Below are 14,159 nucleotides of genomic sequence, written 5' to 3' on the forward strand. Positions count from 1 at the left end.
CTCATCGCCTTAATTGTCCTGGCGGGTTGTAATGCGGATACCGCCTCCCGGCAGGCTGACTTCACGTAGCTGGGGCGCCTCTTCCAGGGGTTTGGTGGGCAAAGGCTTGGGCTTTTTCCAGCCATAGACCGACAGGGCCAGCACCACCCGGCGTTTATCCGCTTCGCTAAGCCCCTGGTCCTGACCGAAGGCGCCGTAGCCTTCCAGTGCCAGGCGGGGCGCTTCAACCCCCTGCCCTACCAATTCCCGCAGTACGGCTGCCGCCCGGGCTGCCGACAGTTCCCAGTTGGACGGGAACAGTGGGTCCTCAATAGGGGTGCTATCGGTGTAGCCCCGCACCCTGATGTAGTTGTTGGCGCTTTTCAGCGCCGGAGCAAGGGAAGAAAGCAAGTCCCGTGCCGGTTTCTGCAAGGTGGCACTGGCCCGAGAGAAAAGCAGGTCGTCCGGCAACTCCAGAGTTAACCAGTCTTCCCCCAGGTGCATACGGGCACCGGTCAGGTTGTTGTCGCTTTTGAGGGCCTGGGCCAGCTTTTCGGCCAGTTCCGGCAGGGGCATGCCTTTTTGGGTGTCCGGCTGGTCGGCCAGCAGGCCTTCATCGGCGGCCTGTTTGGCGTTGCCCTCGGCATTGAGCAGGGCGCCCCCATCCAAGAGTCCGGCGCCGTCAGGCAATATGCTGTGGCCGGCGACTTGCTCGCTTTGGCCGTCTTTGGAGTGGCTTTCTTGCTGGCGGGGTTTGGCGACGCCTTGTACAGCATCTTCCAGCTTGGCCACCACATCCTGGAATTCGTCTTTTTCCAAAAGCACAAAGGCGTAGAGCACCACGAACAGCGCAAACATCAGGGTCATGTAATCGGCATAGGACACCAGCCAGCGGTCGCCGTTGTCTTTATGGCGAACCTTGTGTTGGCGCCGGTAGCGGTACATGTCAGTGAGCCTTGTAGCTGTGCAGCTTCATGGCCACCTTGGCCGGGTGCTCACCAAGCCCTAAGGACATCAGGCCAACAATGGCCGCTTCCTGGTAACGGCTGCGGGCATCGATAAGGGCATGCAGGCGGCCACCCAGGGGCAGGAAAATCAGGTTGGCAAAGCCCACCCCGTAGATGGTGGCCACAAAGGCAGTGGCGATACCGGCGCCCAGGGCTTCGGGGTTGGTCAGTTGGCCCATGGCCTGGATAAGCCCCAGCACGGCGCCAAGAATGCCCATGGTGGGGGCATAGCCACCCATCATCTGGAACACGTCGGCCGCCTTGTAGTCACTGTCCTGTTGCAGATAGAGATCGCTTTCCAGCATCTCGCGGATCTGCTCTGGCGGCGCACCGTCCACCAGCAACTGCAAGCCTTTGCGCACAAAGGGTTCGGGGTAACTCTCAGAGGCGTTTTCCAGGGCCAGCAGGCCCTGGTTACGGCACTGCTGGCTCCAGTACTGGAGGTTGTCCGACAGGGCGTCAAGATCCTGACGGGGCGGCGTTACCAGCCAGCGGCACAAGTCCAGCCAGCGGGTAAAACGGCCCCAGGGGCTTTGCACCAGGGTGGCAATAAAGGAACCGCCCACCACGATCAGCACTGCCGGGCCGTTCATCAGGCTTTGCAGGTGGCCGCCTTCGAGCCAGAGGGCCAGGGCTATCACTCCCAGGCCCAGCAGCACTGCCGGCAGGGCTAACCTATCCATGACCTATCTCGGCCAGGATACGCCCGGCGATGCGCTCCAGGCTGATGGACTCGTCGGTCAAGCCGGCGGCGGTCACCGCCTGGGGCATGCCGTAGACCACGCAGCTGGCTTCGTCCTGGGCAAAAAGGGTGGCACCCTGGGCCTTGAGCAGGCGCGAGCCGTCGCGGCCATCGGCCCCCATGCCGGTGAGGATCACCGACAAGACGTCGCCGGTGACCTTGGCGGCGGAGGCAAAGGTGATGTCAACGGACGGCTTGTAGACCAGGGATTCTGGGCCTTCGGTCACCTTCAGGCGCATGGCACTGGCGGCACCTTCCACCAGCATCTGTTTGCCGCCCGGCGCCAGGTATGCGGTACCGGCCTGGAGCCGGTCGCCGTTCTCGGCTTCCTTGACGGTGATCTGGCAAAGGCCGTTGAGGCGCTGAGCAAAGGCCGAGGTAAAGGTGCCCGGCATGTGCTGGATAAGGATGATGGGCAGCGGAAAGTTACCCGGCAGGCGGGTAAGGATCTGCTGCAATGCCACCGGGCCGCCGGTGGAGCAACCGATGGCCAGCAGCTTGTAGGGGGTGGAGCGGCGGCGCCTTGGCGGCGGCGCTGCGCTTTCCCTGCTGTGTTCGGAACGGAGCGGCGCCGGGGCCGGTTCCGGCTTGGCAATGGTCGGCGTCGAGGCGCTGCGCAGCTGGCGGGCCTTGATCAGGCTAAGGCCTCGGCGATTAGCCAGGGTCTTAACCCGGGTCAGCAAGGTAGCGACGGCGTCGTTGCGGTCCTTAGCGATGTCCTCGAAACGCTTGGGCAAAAAGTCCAGGGCGCCGGCATCCAAGGCATCAAGAGTGGCCTTGGCGCCATCATGGGTCAAAGAGGAGAACATCAATATGGGGGTGGGATTGGCAAGCATGATCTCGCGGACCGCCGAGATGCCGTCCATAACAGGCATCTCGATATCCATGGTGATCACGTCAGGCCGCAAATCTTTGGCCTTTTGAACGGCGTCCTTACCGTTGATGGCAGTGTCGATGACCTGCACACCGGCGTCCGATTCAAGGATCTCGGACACCCGGCGGCGGAAAAAGCTGGAGTCATCTACCACCAAAACGCGAATCGGCATAGCTGGGTAATCCCCTTACATCTTACGGGCGTAGCGTTTTAATAGTGCCGGAACATCCAATATCAGGGCAATGCCGCCGTCGGAAGTGATGGTGGCCCCTGCCATGCCAGGGGTGCCTTGCAGCATCTGCCCCAGCGGCTTGATCACCACTTCTTCCTGGCCGATCAGGCCATCCACCACGAAGCCCACCTGCAGGGTGCCCTGCTGGATGATAACCACATGGCCCTGGCCCTTGCGGCGTTCGCGGCGGGAGCCGCCCCGCACCAGCCAATGGTCCAGGTAGAAAAGCGGTATCGCTTTTTCCCGGACGATGACGGTGAGCTGGCCGTCCACCACGTTGGTCTGGGACAGATCCAGGTGGAAGATCTCGTTGACGGTGGCCAGGGGGAAGGCAAAGGTCTGCTTGCCCACCAACACCATCAGGGTCGGCAGTATGGCCAGGGTCAAAGGCACCTTGATGGTCAGGCGGGTACCTTCACCCAGGGAAGAATCGATGTGTACCGAGCCGTTGAGCTGGCTGATCTTAGTTTTGACCACGTCCATGCCCACACCACGGCCGGAGATATCGGAGATCTCCTTCTTGGTGGAGAAACCCGGGGCAAAAATCAGGTTGTAGGCTTCTTCGTCGGACAGGCGACCGGCGGCATCGGCGTCCATGACCCCACGGTCGATGGCGATGGACTTGAGCCTTTCCGGGTCCATACCGGCGCCATCGTCGGTGATGGACAGCAGTATGTGATCCCCTTCCTGGCTGGCGGACAGCACTATGGTACCGGTGCGAGACTTGCCCTTCTTGACCCGGTCTTCAGGCATTTCGACACCGTGGTCGACGGCGTTACGCACCAGGTGGACCAGGGGATCGGCCAGGGCCTCTACCAGGTTTTTGTCCAGATCGGTCTCTTCACCAACCAGTTCGAGGTTGATGTCTTTTTTCAGGCTGCGGGCCAGGTCGCGCACCACCCGGGGGAAGCGGCCAAAGACCTTCTTGATGGGCTGCATCCGGGTCTGCATCACGGCGCCTTGCAGGTCACCAGTCACCACATCCAGGTTGGCCACGGCCTTGGACAGCTCGTCATCATCGGCATTGAGGCCGATGGACAGCAGGCGGTTACGCACCAGCACCAGCTCGCCAACCATGTTCATGATTTCGTCGAGCTTCTTGGTGTCGACCCGGACCGTGGTCTCGGCCTGGGCGGCGGGGGCCGCTGCCGGGGCACTGGCTTGGGCATTACTGCCAGGGGCCGGTGCCGGCTGGGCAGCCTTGGGCGCTGGGGCGCTGGCCTTGGGCGCAGGCACCGGGGCAGCCCCTTCCACAGAGGGCCCCTTGCCTTTGCCGTGCAGCTCATCGAGCAGGGCTTCGAATTCGTCGTCCTGGATAAGCTCTTTGTCTTTACCGGCCGGCGCCTCGGTTTTGGGCGCGTCACCAGCAGCCTTGGGAGCCTCGGCTTTGGGTGCCTCGGGTTCGTCAACGGCACCGGTGAACTGGCCCTTGCCATGAAGCTGGTCCAGCAGCGCTTCAAATTCGTCGTCGGTGATCTCGTCACCGTTAGCGGCCGGGGCAGCGGCAACAGGGGCTGCTGGCGCTTCGGCTACCACGTCGGTGGAGGGGCCCTTACTGGTGCCGTGCAGCTCGTCGAGCAGACGTTCGAATTCGTCGTCGGTGATTTCGTCTATGCCGCCGCCGTTGCCCGCTTCTGACACTTCGGCAATGGGCTCCTGGGCCGGTGCCACTTCGGGCTCGGCCGCAGTGCTGGCCGCCTCTGCTGAGGCAGCCGGGCTGTAATTGTCGTCGCAAATGCGATGCAGATCGTCCAGCAGCTGCTGGTCGGCAGGGCCAGGAATGATGCGGTCCTGGATCTGGGTAAACATCTCATTGATGGTGTCCAGAGCGGACAGCACCACATCCATCAGTTCGGCATTTACCTGGCGCTGATGATTGCGCAGCAGGTCGAAGACGTTCTCGGCACCGTGGCAAACGTCCACCAGGTTGGCCAGGCCCAAAAAGCCTGCGCCGCCTTTGACGGTATGGAAGCCACGGAAGATGGCGTTGAGCAGATCACTGTCTTGGGGGCGCTTTTCCAGCTCCACCAGCTGCTCTGAGAGTAGTTCCAGGATCTCTCCGGCCTCGACCAGAAAGTCCTGCAGGATGTCTTCGTCCAACTCGAAGCTCATCAATCAGCTCCTTTAGAAACCCAAACTGGACAGCAGGTCGTCCACGTCGTCCTGCCCTTTGACCACATCGTCCCGCAGCTCGGGATTGAGGATGGGGCCTTCGGCTTCGGTGCCGGATTTGCGCTCCGGCGCCGCCTGGGTTTGGCCGAACATGGCCACCAGGCTCACCAGCCGCTCTTCCACTTCCCGTACCAGTTCGATCACCCGGCGGATGATCTGGCCGGTAAGATCCTGATAACCCTGGGCCATCAGCACCTCGGTCAGGGAGTTACGCAACTGGTCGGCCTCCACTTTGGAATTGGCCAAAAAGGCGTCGAGTTCATGGACCAGGGTCTTGAACTCGCCTACCCTCATCTCCCGCTCCATCAGCCGCCGCCAGGCCGGGGTCATGCCGTCGATGGTTTCTACCAGCCGGTCGGTGACCGGCAGGCAGGACTCAACGGCGTCCATGGTGGTGTTGGCGGCCGATTCGGTCATGGTGATGACATGCATCAACCTGTCCTTGGCATCGGGAATGTCCTGAGTCGCCAACGTGGCCAGCCTAGGGTCTTGCTGGAACTCCAACAGGGAGCTGTGCAATTCCCGGGTCAGCTTGCCCACCTGGGAAAAGAGTTCTGTGTTGGCGGCGACCGCCATCTCCCGAAGCACCGCTTCGGCCTCTTGTTCCTGGCCCGCCTCCAGGTAGGCAACCAGTTGTCTGGCCTGCTCCAGGGTGATGGCGGTTTTTTGGCGCTCAGTCATGGACCTTCCTTAACCCATCCGCTCAAAGATCTTGTCGAGTTTTTCTTTGAGGGTGGCGGCAGTAAAGGGTTTGACAACGTAACCGTTAACCCCGGCCTGAGCGGCCGTGATGATCTGTTCACGTTTGGCTTCGGCGGTGACCATCAGCACCGGCAGGTGCTTGAGTTTGTCATCGTTACGAATGGCCTTGAGAAGGTCAATCCCCTGCATGCCAGGCATGTTCCAGTCGGTGATGACGAAGTCGAAATCACCGTTTTGCAGCATCGGCAAAGCCGTGTTGCCATCATCAGCTTCATGACAGTTGTTGAAGCCCAGATCGCGCATGAGGTTCTTGATGATACGGCGCATCGTGGAAAAGTCGTCCACGATGAGGATCTTCATGTTCTTGTCCAATGCTTCCTCCAACGAAGCCTAAGCTGCCTTAGCTGAATCTGTATCGGCGCTGTTGACCATTACTTAAATAATGTTGCTGTCCTGATGCCATTCCATCAACCGCCCTTTAAGGCGGGACATGGCCTGGCCATGGATCTGGCAAACCCGTGATTCACTCACACCTAAAACGGCGCCAATCTCCTTGAGGTTGAGTTCCTCTTCGTAATAAAGCGACAGCACTATGGCTTCACGCTCAGGGAGTTTTTTCAGAGCCTCGGCCAATTCCTGTTGGAAACGGCCTTTGTGGTGGTGCAAGTCCGGGCGCTGGGAGTCGTCGGGCGCCAGGATATCATCACTGACACCCAAGTCTTCCATGGCCACCAGGCGGCCACAGTTCACGTCGTTGAGCATCTTGTGGTAGTCGTCGACACTGACGTTGAGCTTGCTGGCCACTTCCAGGTCTCGGGCCTCCTGGCCCGTTTCCCGCTCCACTTCACCGATGGCGTCGCTGATGGCCCTGGCGTTGCGGTGCACGCTGCGCGGCACCCAGTCGCCTCGGCGGATTTCATCCAGCATGGCGCCACGGATGCGGATACCGGCGTAGGTTTCGAAGCTGGCGCCTTTTGAACCGTCGAAGTTACGCGACGCTTCAATAAGCCCCATCATCCCGGCCTGGATAAGATCATCCAGCTGCACCGAGGGGGGCAGGCGCATCAGCAAATGGTGGGCAATACGCCGAACCAGTTCGGCATGGCGGGCAACCAGTTGGCTTTCCCGCTGCTCACCATAGGGATTCTTATTCAGTATCTTGCTCGCTCCCGACATGAGATTTGTCGCCGATCAATTGCTCTAGGAAAAATTCAACGTGCCCGCCCGGACGGCTGGGAATAGGCCAGGTCATGACCTTGGAGGCCAGGGCCTTGAAGGCCACCGAGGCCGGTGCCCGGGGAAAGACGTCCACCACCAGCTTCTGCTTGCGCACTGCCTGGCGTACATGTTCATCGAAGGGGACTGTGCCCACCAGTTCCAGGGCCACATCAAGAAAACGGTCCGTCACCCGGGAAAGCTTAGTAAAGAGTTCCTGGCCTTCTTTGAGGCTGCGCACCATGTTGGCGACGATCTTGAAGCGAAAGAGGCCAAAATCGCGGGACAGGATCTTGATAAGGGCGTAGGCGTCTGTGATGGAGGTGGGCTCGTCGCACACTACCACCATCACGTCCTGGGCGGCCCGCGAGAAGCTCAGCACCATGTCCGAGATACCGGCGGCGGTATCGATGATAAGCACATCGAACTCTTCATCCAGCTCGCTAAAGGCGCGGATCAGGCTGGCGTGCTCGGCCGGGGTCAGTTCCACCATGGACTGGGTGCCGGAGGTAGCAGGCACTATCTTGAAGCCGCCAGGCCCTTCCAGCAGTACGTCTTTTAGTTCGCACTCGCCGGCCAACACGTGGGACAGGTTCTTTTGGACCCGCAGGCCCAACAGTACGTCAACGTTGGCCAGGCCCAGGTCGGCATCCAACAGCAGTACCCGCTGCCCGGCCTGGGCCAGGGCTGCTGCGGTATTGATAGAGACGTTGGTCTTGCCGACACCGCCTTTACCGCCGGTCACGGCTACCACTTTGGTAATGCTTTGGCGCTTCATTTGCCTCAAGCCGCTCGCTTGATCCATGGGTGTTCCTTATTTTACTTGTCGCCACAGCTCAAGCTGCGGCCCCGCCCACAAAAAGTGCCAGAGCACGCTCAAGCAGGTTGTCCTGTTGCGCTACCTGCAGATCCTCTGGGACGCGTTGACCGTCCGTAAGATACCCGATCGGCAGGGCATTTTGTATGGCCAAGCCCAAGGCTTCGCCCAGACTCAGGGTCTCGTCCAGCTTGGTCAGTACCAGGCCGTCCAAAGGCACCTGAGAAAAACGGTTCACGGCGTCGCTGAGCACCCGCATCTGGCTGGTGGCCGACAATACCAGGTAACGCTGTATGGGCACCTGCCCGGCCTGCACCAGGGTGGTCAGCTGCTGGCTCAGGCGCAAGTCACGCTGGCCAAGGCCGGCGGTATCAATCAGTACCAAAGAGCGGTTACGCAGTTGATACAGCACGTCTTCCAATTCTTCGGCGTCTTTGGCCACCTTGACCGGGCAGCCGATGATGCGCCCGTAGGTGGCCAACTGGTCGTGGGCACCGATACGGTAGGTGTCGGTACTGACCAGGGCCACTTCGTCGGCACCATGCTTAAGGGCATAGTGGGCGGCCAATTTGGCGATGGTGGTGGTCTTGCCGACCCCGGTGGGGCCCATCATGGCCACCACACCGCCTTTACGCAAAATGCTGTTTTCAGTGGTATGGATGCGCTTTTTCAGCTGCACCCTTACCCATTTCCAACCGTCGTTGGCTCCCAGGGCTTCGGGCATGGGCGCCACCAGCTCTTCGGCCAGCGCCGCCGGGAAGCCCATGTTCACCAGGCGTTCTTCCAGCAGGGTCCGCACCGGCTGGCGGCGGGCCTTGACGTCATGGCGCAAACCGGACAGCTGGTGTTCCAGCAGCTCGCGCAGGCTTTGCACTTCGTCTGACAGCTCGTTGAGCGTCACCTTCTTGACGGTCTCGGCCTGGAAAGACTCGCCTTCAGGCGCCGGGCTGTGCTTGGCAAAATTGCGGGACCATTCGGGCAGGCTGCCGGCACGGCTTTCCTGCTCTTTGGCCTGCCAGTCCCAGTTCATCACCGGGGCGGTTTTACGCCGGGGTTCGGACACAAAGGCCTGGCGCTGGGGGCCGGCAGACAGGGTGACCCTGTCTTCAGGTAATTCACGTTCGCCGATCCGGCTGCTGCGTACAGGGGACTCTTGCAGGCTGCGCTCGGTATCCACGGCGGCCACGATCTCGATACCACCATTGACCTTGGTGTTGGACAGGATCACGGCGTCCAACCCCAGGGTGTCCTTGACCTCGGCCAAGGCGGTACGCATGTCTTTGGCAAAAAAGCGATGGATTTTCACTGGCCTTAGCCTCCGCTACCGACGCTGCTGACAATACGGATCTGCTTGTCATCCGGTACTTCCTGGTAAGACAGCACTCTCAAGCCCGGTATCGAATATTTGACGAAGCGGGCCAGGGAGCCACGGAGTACCCCGGATGTCAGCAGCACCGCTGCCTGACCATTCATTTCTTGTTGATTGGCGGCGTTTTCCAGAGACTGTTGCAGACGTTCGGCAAGGCCTGGCTCCAGTCCGGCGTTTTCGCCACCGGCTTGCAGGGTCTGATGCAACATCTGTTCCAACTCTGGTGACAAAGTTATGACGGGCAGTTCCGTGGTGTTGCCGAAGATCTCTTGAACCAGCAGGCGCTTGGTGGCGATACGGGCGGCGGCCGTCAGCACGTCGGCATCCTGGGACTTGGGCCCGTACTCCACCATGGTCTGCACCAGGGTACGCATATCGCGAATGGGTACCCCTTCGTGCAGCAGGTTCTGAAGCACCTTGACCAAAATGCCCAGGGGCATGATGTCCGGAATAAGGCCTTCCACCAGTTTCGGGGTTTTCTTGGACAGCATATCCAGCAGGTTCTGCACTTCCTCGTGCCCCAGCAGCTGCGCCGCGTTGTTGGACAACAACTGGCTCAAGTGGGTGGCCACTACCGTGGCCGCGTCCACTACGGTATAGCCCAGGCTCTGGGCATGGTCACGCTGGGATGGGGTGATCCAGTAGGCTTCCAGGCCAAAAGCCGGCTCCAGGGTGGGAATGCCGTCGACTTTGCCAAAGACCTGGCCGGGGTTGATGGCCAGCTCCCGATCGCCGCGAATATCGGCTTCCCCCACCGCCACCCCCATCAGGGTGATGCGATAGGTGTTGGGTTCCAGTTCCAGGTTGTCACGCACATGCACAGGCGGCACCAAAAAGCCAAGGTCCTGGCTGAGCTTCTTGCGCACCCCCTTGATGCGCGACAACAGCTCGCCGCCCTGGGCCTTGTCTACCAGCGGGATCAGGCGATAACCCACTTCCAGGCCTATGGTATCCACCGGCTGCACGTCGTCCCAGCCCAGCTCCCGCTGTTCGGGAGGCAGCACTTCCCCGGCCTTGGCCGGTGGTGCCGCAGCCGCCTCGGCCACCTGTTTCTGGCGCCGCTTGTGCTGGTACCAGGCGCCGTAGCCACAAAGGGCACCGAGCAGCAGGAAGGCAAAATGGGGCATGCCCGGCACCAGGCCCATCACCACCAGGATGCCGGCAGCAATGTAAAGGGCCTTGGGACTGTCGAACATCTGGGTCAGCAGCTGGCTGCCCATGTCGCCGTCGGTATTTTCCCGGGTGACCATGATGGCGGCCGCCACCGACAACAGCAGTGACGGGATCTGGGCTACCAGGCCGTCACCTATGGTGAGCAGGGTATAGATCTGCACGGCGTCACCGAACTGCAGGTTGTGCTGGACCATGCCAATCACAAAGCCGCCGATGACGTTGATAAAGAGGATAAGGATACCGGCGATGGCATCCCCTTTGACGAACTTGGAGGCACCGTCCATGGCCCCGTAGAAGTCGGCCTCGCTGGTCACTTCCTTACGGCGCTTGCGGGCCTCGTCCTGGTTGATGATACCGGCGTTCAAATCGGCATCGATGGCCATCTGCTTACCGGGCATGGCGTCCAGGGTAAAGCGGGCACTCACCTCTGAGATACGGCCGGCACCTTTGGTGACCACCACGAAGTTGATGATGATAAGGATGGCAAAGACCACCAGGCCCACGGCATAGTTGCCGCCGATAACCACGGAGCCGAAGGACTCGATCACCTGGCCGGCGGCGCCGGCGCCGTTATGGCCCTCGAGCAGCACCACCCGGGTGGAGGCCACGTTCAAGGCCAGACGCAGCAGGGTGGCCACCAGCAGCACGGTCGGGAAGGCGGCAAAATCCAGGGGCCTACCGGCATAGATACAGACCAGCAATACCACCAGAGACAAAGAAATATTGAAAGAAAACAGCACATCCAGCAGCAAAGGTGGCATGGGCAGCACCACCATGGCCAGGGTGGCCAATACCAGCAGCGGTGCCCCCAGCCCTTTGGCCAGGGAGCCCTTGGCGGATTTGATGTTCAGAAGGACATTTTGCCAGTTCGCAACAGCCATGCCTTGACGCTCTAGAGGAGGATAGCGCCAGGCAAGCAAAGTCCAGGCCAATTAAAAAAGACTTTTAATAACAAAAGGCTAGGTTAGAAGTGCCGGAATTCCGGCGGTACCGGCACCTCGGTAGGCAGGCCCTTGGGCCTGGTGCCCCTGCCCCGCTTCCACAGCCGCAGCTGGTAGACGTAGGCCAGTACCTGGGCCACCGCCACAAAGAGGCCGTCGGGGATGGGTTTATCCAGCTCGCCGTTGTAATACAGGGCTCTGGCCAACAAGGGCGAGCGCAGCATGGTGATGTTGTGGGCGTTGCCAATGTCACGGATGTGGGCGGCCACTTCATCCACCCCCTTGGCCAGCAGCGTGGGGGCGTTGTCCTTGCTCTGGTCGTAGCGCAGGGCCACGGCGTAATGGGTGGGGTTGGTGATGATGACGTCGGCTTCCGGCACCTTGGCCATCATGCGGCGACTGGCCATCTGCATCTGCATGCGGCGGATCTTGCTTTTCACCTCGGGCTTACCCTCGGCGTCCTTGTACTCGTCCTTGATCTCCTGCTTGGTCATCTTCAGCTGCTTGTTGTATTGCCACAGCTGGAAGGGGGCATCGATAAGACCGATGATCACATAGGGGGTACAGAGGGCCAGGCACAGCCACAGCAGGATCTTGAGGCCATCGATAATGGCGCCGTCTACCGGTTCGCCGGCCAGGGCCAACACCCTTTCAAAGACGCCAGCCAACAGCAGCCAGGCGGTGCCGCCGATAACGAAAAACTTGGCAAGGGATTTGAGCAGCTCTGCCAGGGCCTGGGTACCCAGCATCCGCTTGAAACCGTTCAGGGGGCTGAGTTTGCTGAACTTGGGGGCCATGGCCTGGCCGGAGAAGTTAAAGCCCCCCAACAGCACCGAGCCTATCAGGCTCATCAGGAACATGGCCCCCAGCAGCAGCAGGGTCGGCCACAGTACGCCCCAGACCACGCCCCCCAGGTGGGTGAGCAGTTTGTCAAAGTCAAAGAGGGTATCGCGCTGCAAGTCCATGGAGGCATTCATCACCCCCATCAGATTCTGGCCCAGCCAGGTGCCGAACCACATCAGGGCGATCACCCCTCCCAATAGCCCAACGGCCCCGGCCAAGTCTTTGGAGCGGGGTAGCTGGCCTTTTTCCCTGGCCTGCTGTTTTCGTTTGGGTGTCGCCTCTTCTGTGCGTTCCCCTGCTTGCTCTTCGGCCATCAGCAACTGGTCCTTAAGAGCGTGCAGATGGCCCCTTGGCCATCACGCCAGGCCTGCATGAAATGATCCAGCAGGTTGGCGGCGGTGATCCACAAGAACAGCAATCCCGACAACATGATGATGGGAAAGCCGATGGTAAAGATATTGAGCTGAGGCGCGGCTCGGGTCATGTAGCCGAAGGTGATGTTGATCAGCAGTAGGGCGATGACTTCGGCAATGGCCATAGACAGGCCGCTGGCAAAGAGGGTGGTGCCAAAACCGCTTATTACCTGGTAATTGGGCAGTTGGATACCGTCCACCCCCACCGGCACCAGGAAAAAACTCATGTGCAGCATCTGCAGCAACCACAGGTGGCCATCCAAGGCAAAAAACAGCAAGGTGGCCAGCATCAGAAACAGCTGGGACACCACAGGGGTCTGCTGCCCGGACACCGGGTCGACCATGGCGGCAAAGCCCAGGGACGACTGCATGGCGATAATGGAGCCGGCCAGCACCAGGATCTGCATCACCATCTGGGTGATAAAGCCGATGGCCAGCCCCACCACCACCTGCAGGCCGGTGATCAGCATGCCCTTGATGGAAAACAGGGTCTCGTTGGGCATGGGTGGCAGGGTGGGCACCACCACCAGGGCTATGGCCAGGGTCAACAGCACCCTGACCCGCCTTGGCATCAACTGGGTGCCGAAGGCCACCATGGCGGTCAGGGTGGCGCTGATGCGCACAAAGGGCCAGGCATAGGCGGCGAGCCAGTCGAGCAACTGGTCGACGGAAAAGGTCATTGCAGAACCATGGGGATCTGCTGCACCAGCTCGAAGAAGTAATCCATCATCAGCCGGGTCAGCCAGTGGGCCAGGGCAATCAAGGTGATAATGGTCACCAAGAGCCTGGGCAGGAAGGACAGGGTTTGTTCGTTGATGGAGGTGGCCGCCTGGAAGATGGACACGATAAGGCCGACGATAAGCCCGGGGATCATGATGGCGGCCACCATGATCAGCACCAGGTAGAGGGCGTCGCGGAAGAGATCAACAAACTGTTCCGGTGTCATCTAGAAGCTCCTGGCCAGGGTCCCCAAGATCAGGTTCCAACCGTCCACCAGCACGAACAGCATCAGCTTGAACGGCAAGGAGACGATCATCGGTGACAGCATCATCATACCCATGGCCATCAGTACCGAGGCCACCACCAAATCGATGATCAGGAACGGAATAAAGAGCATGAAGCCGATTTGGAAAGCGGTTTTAAGCTCGGAGGTGACAAAAGCCGGGATCAGGATACGCATGGGAATGGCATCGGGGCTGTCGAAGCTGTCGATACCGGCCATACCGGCAAAGGTCTTGACGTCGGTTTCCCGGGTCTGTTTGAGCATAAAGCCCTTGAGGGGCTTCTGGGCTTCGTCCAGGGCCTGCTGGAAGGTCATTTCCTCACGGGCATAGGGCTGCACGGCGTCGTTGTATATCTTGTCGAACACCGGGCTCATCACAAAGAAGGTCATGAACAGGGAAATGCCCAGTATCACCTGGTTGCTGGGTACCTGCTGCAAGCCCAGGGCCTGGCGCAGTATGCCCAGCACCACCACGATGCGGGTGAAGGCGGTCATCATCATCAAGATGGCAGGGATAAAGGTCAGCAGGGTCATCAACAGCAACACCTGCAGGGTGATGCTGTATTCCTGGCCGCCGTCCGGGCCTGTGGTGACGGTCACCGCCGGCATGGCACCGGTGGGCATGATGGGATTGGCAAATGACAAACAGGGGAGCAGCAACAGCCCCCAGAGCATCC

14 protein-coding genes are annotated in these 14,159 nt (G+C 60.4%); all 14 read right to left on the reverse strand.

What is annotated here, in order from left to right; translation table 11 throughout:
- Positions 1–9: 9 nt before the first annotated feature.
- A complete protein-coding gene (locus B3C1_RS06970; protein ID WP_008483823.1) occupies positions 10–924 on the reverse strand; it encodes a flagellar motor protein MotB in 915 nt (304 codons plus the stop codon).
- Between the two features lies 1 nt (position 925).
- Entirely contained in the window at positions 926–1,669 is a 744-nt protein-coding gene (locus tag B3C1_RS06975; RefSeq protein ID WP_008483824.1) for a flagellar motor protein, read from the reverse strand.
- The gene (locus tag B3C1_RS06980) at positions 1,662–2,774 is read right to left on the reverse strand and encodes a protein-glutamate methylesterase/protein-glutamine glutaminase (protein ID WP_008483825.1); all 1,113 of its coding nucleotides are present in this window, start codon (positions 2,772–2,774) and stop codon (positions 1,662–1,664) included. The genes B3C1_RS06975 and B3C1_RS06980 overlap by 8 nt, the downstream gene beginning before the upstream one ends.
- A 15-nt stretch (positions 2,775–2,789) precedes the next feature.
- The gene (locus B3C1_RS06985; RefSeq protein ID WP_008483828.1) at positions 2,790–4,946 is read right to left on the reverse strand and encodes a chemotaxis protein CheA; all 2,157 of its coding nucleotides are present in this window, start codon (positions 4,944–4,946) and stop codon (positions 2,790–2,792) included.
- 12 nt (positions 4,947–4,958) lie between these two features.
- Positions 4,959–5,687, reverse strand: a complete 729-nt coding sequence (locus B3C1_RS06990; RefSeq protein ID WP_008483829.1) for a protein phosphatase CheZ — start codon at positions 5,685–5,687, stop codon at positions 4,959–4,961.
- 9 nt (positions 5,688–5,696) lie between these two features.
- Positions 5,697–6,068 carry a chemotaxis response regulator CheY gene (cheY, locus tag B3C1_RS06995; protein WP_336391108.1) on the reverse strand — a complete coding sequence of 124 codons (372 nt, stop codon included), beginning with the start codon at positions 6,066–6,068 and terminating at the stop codon, positions 5,697–5,699.
- A 75-nt stretch (positions 6,069–6,143) separates the two neighbouring features.
- Positions 6,144–6,884, reverse strand: coding sequence for an RNA polymerase sigma factor FliA (locus B3C1_RS07000; protein ID WP_008483831.1), 741 nt, complete (start codon positions 6,882–6,884; stop codon positions 6,144–6,146).
- Complete coding sequence (locus tag B3C1_RS07005) at positions 6,856–7,728, reverse strand: MinD/ParA family protein (RefSeq protein WP_035481378.1); 873 nt, start codon at positions 7,726–7,728, stop codon at positions 6,856–6,858. The genes B3C1_RS07000 and B3C1_RS07005 overlap by 29 nt, the downstream gene beginning before the upstream one ends.
- Before the next feature lie 31 nt (positions 7,729–7,759).
- Positions 7,760–9,046, reverse strand: coding sequence for a flagellar biosynthesis GTPase FlhF (gene flhF, locus B3C1_RS07010; RefSeq protein WP_008483833.1), 1,287 nt, complete (start codon positions 9,044–9,046; stop codon positions 7,760–7,762).
- Between the two features lie 5 nt (positions 9,047–9,051).
- The gene (flhA, locus tag B3C1_RS07015) at positions 9,052–11,163 is read right to left on the reverse strand and encodes a flagellar biosynthesis protein FlhA (protein WP_008483834.1); all 2,112 of its coding nucleotides are present in this window, start codon (positions 11,161–11,163) and stop codon (positions 9,052–9,054) included.
- An 83-nt stretch (positions 11,164–11,246) separates the two neighbouring features.
- Positions 11,247–12,380: a flagellar biosynthesis protein FlhB gene (gene flhB, locus B3C1_RS07020; RefSeq protein ID WP_008483835.1), complete on the reverse strand. Its 1,134-nt coding sequence runs from the start codon at positions 12,378–12,380 to the stop codon at positions 11,247–11,249.
- Entirely contained in the window at positions 12,380–13,159 is a 780-nt protein-coding gene (gene fliR / locus B3C1_RS07025; RefSeq protein ID WP_008483837.1) for a flagellar biosynthetic protein FliR, read from the reverse strand. Before fliR ends, flhB begins: the two co-directional genes overlap by 1 nt.
- The gene (gene fliQ, locus B3C1_RS07030; RefSeq protein WP_008483838.1) at positions 13,156–13,425 is read right to left on the reverse strand and encodes a flagellar biosynthesis protein FliQ; all 270 of its coding nucleotides are present in this window, start codon (positions 13,423–13,425) and stop codon (positions 13,156–13,158) included. Before fliQ ends, fliR begins: the two co-directional genes overlap by 4 nt.
- A complete protein-coding gene (gene fliP / locus B3C1_RS07035) occupies positions 13,426–14,157 on the reverse strand; it encodes a flagellar type III secretion system pore protein FliP (protein WP_035481410.1) in 732 nt (243 codons plus the stop codon). It lies immediately after the preceding gene.
- Positions 14,158–14,159 lie beyond the last annotated feature (2 nt).

It is taken from the genome of Gallaecimonas xiamenensis 3-C-1, from assembly GCF_000299915.1.
GTDB lineage: Bacteria > Pseudomonadota > Gammaproteobacteria > Enterobacterales > Gallaecimonadaceae > Gallaecimonas > Gallaecimonas xiamenensis.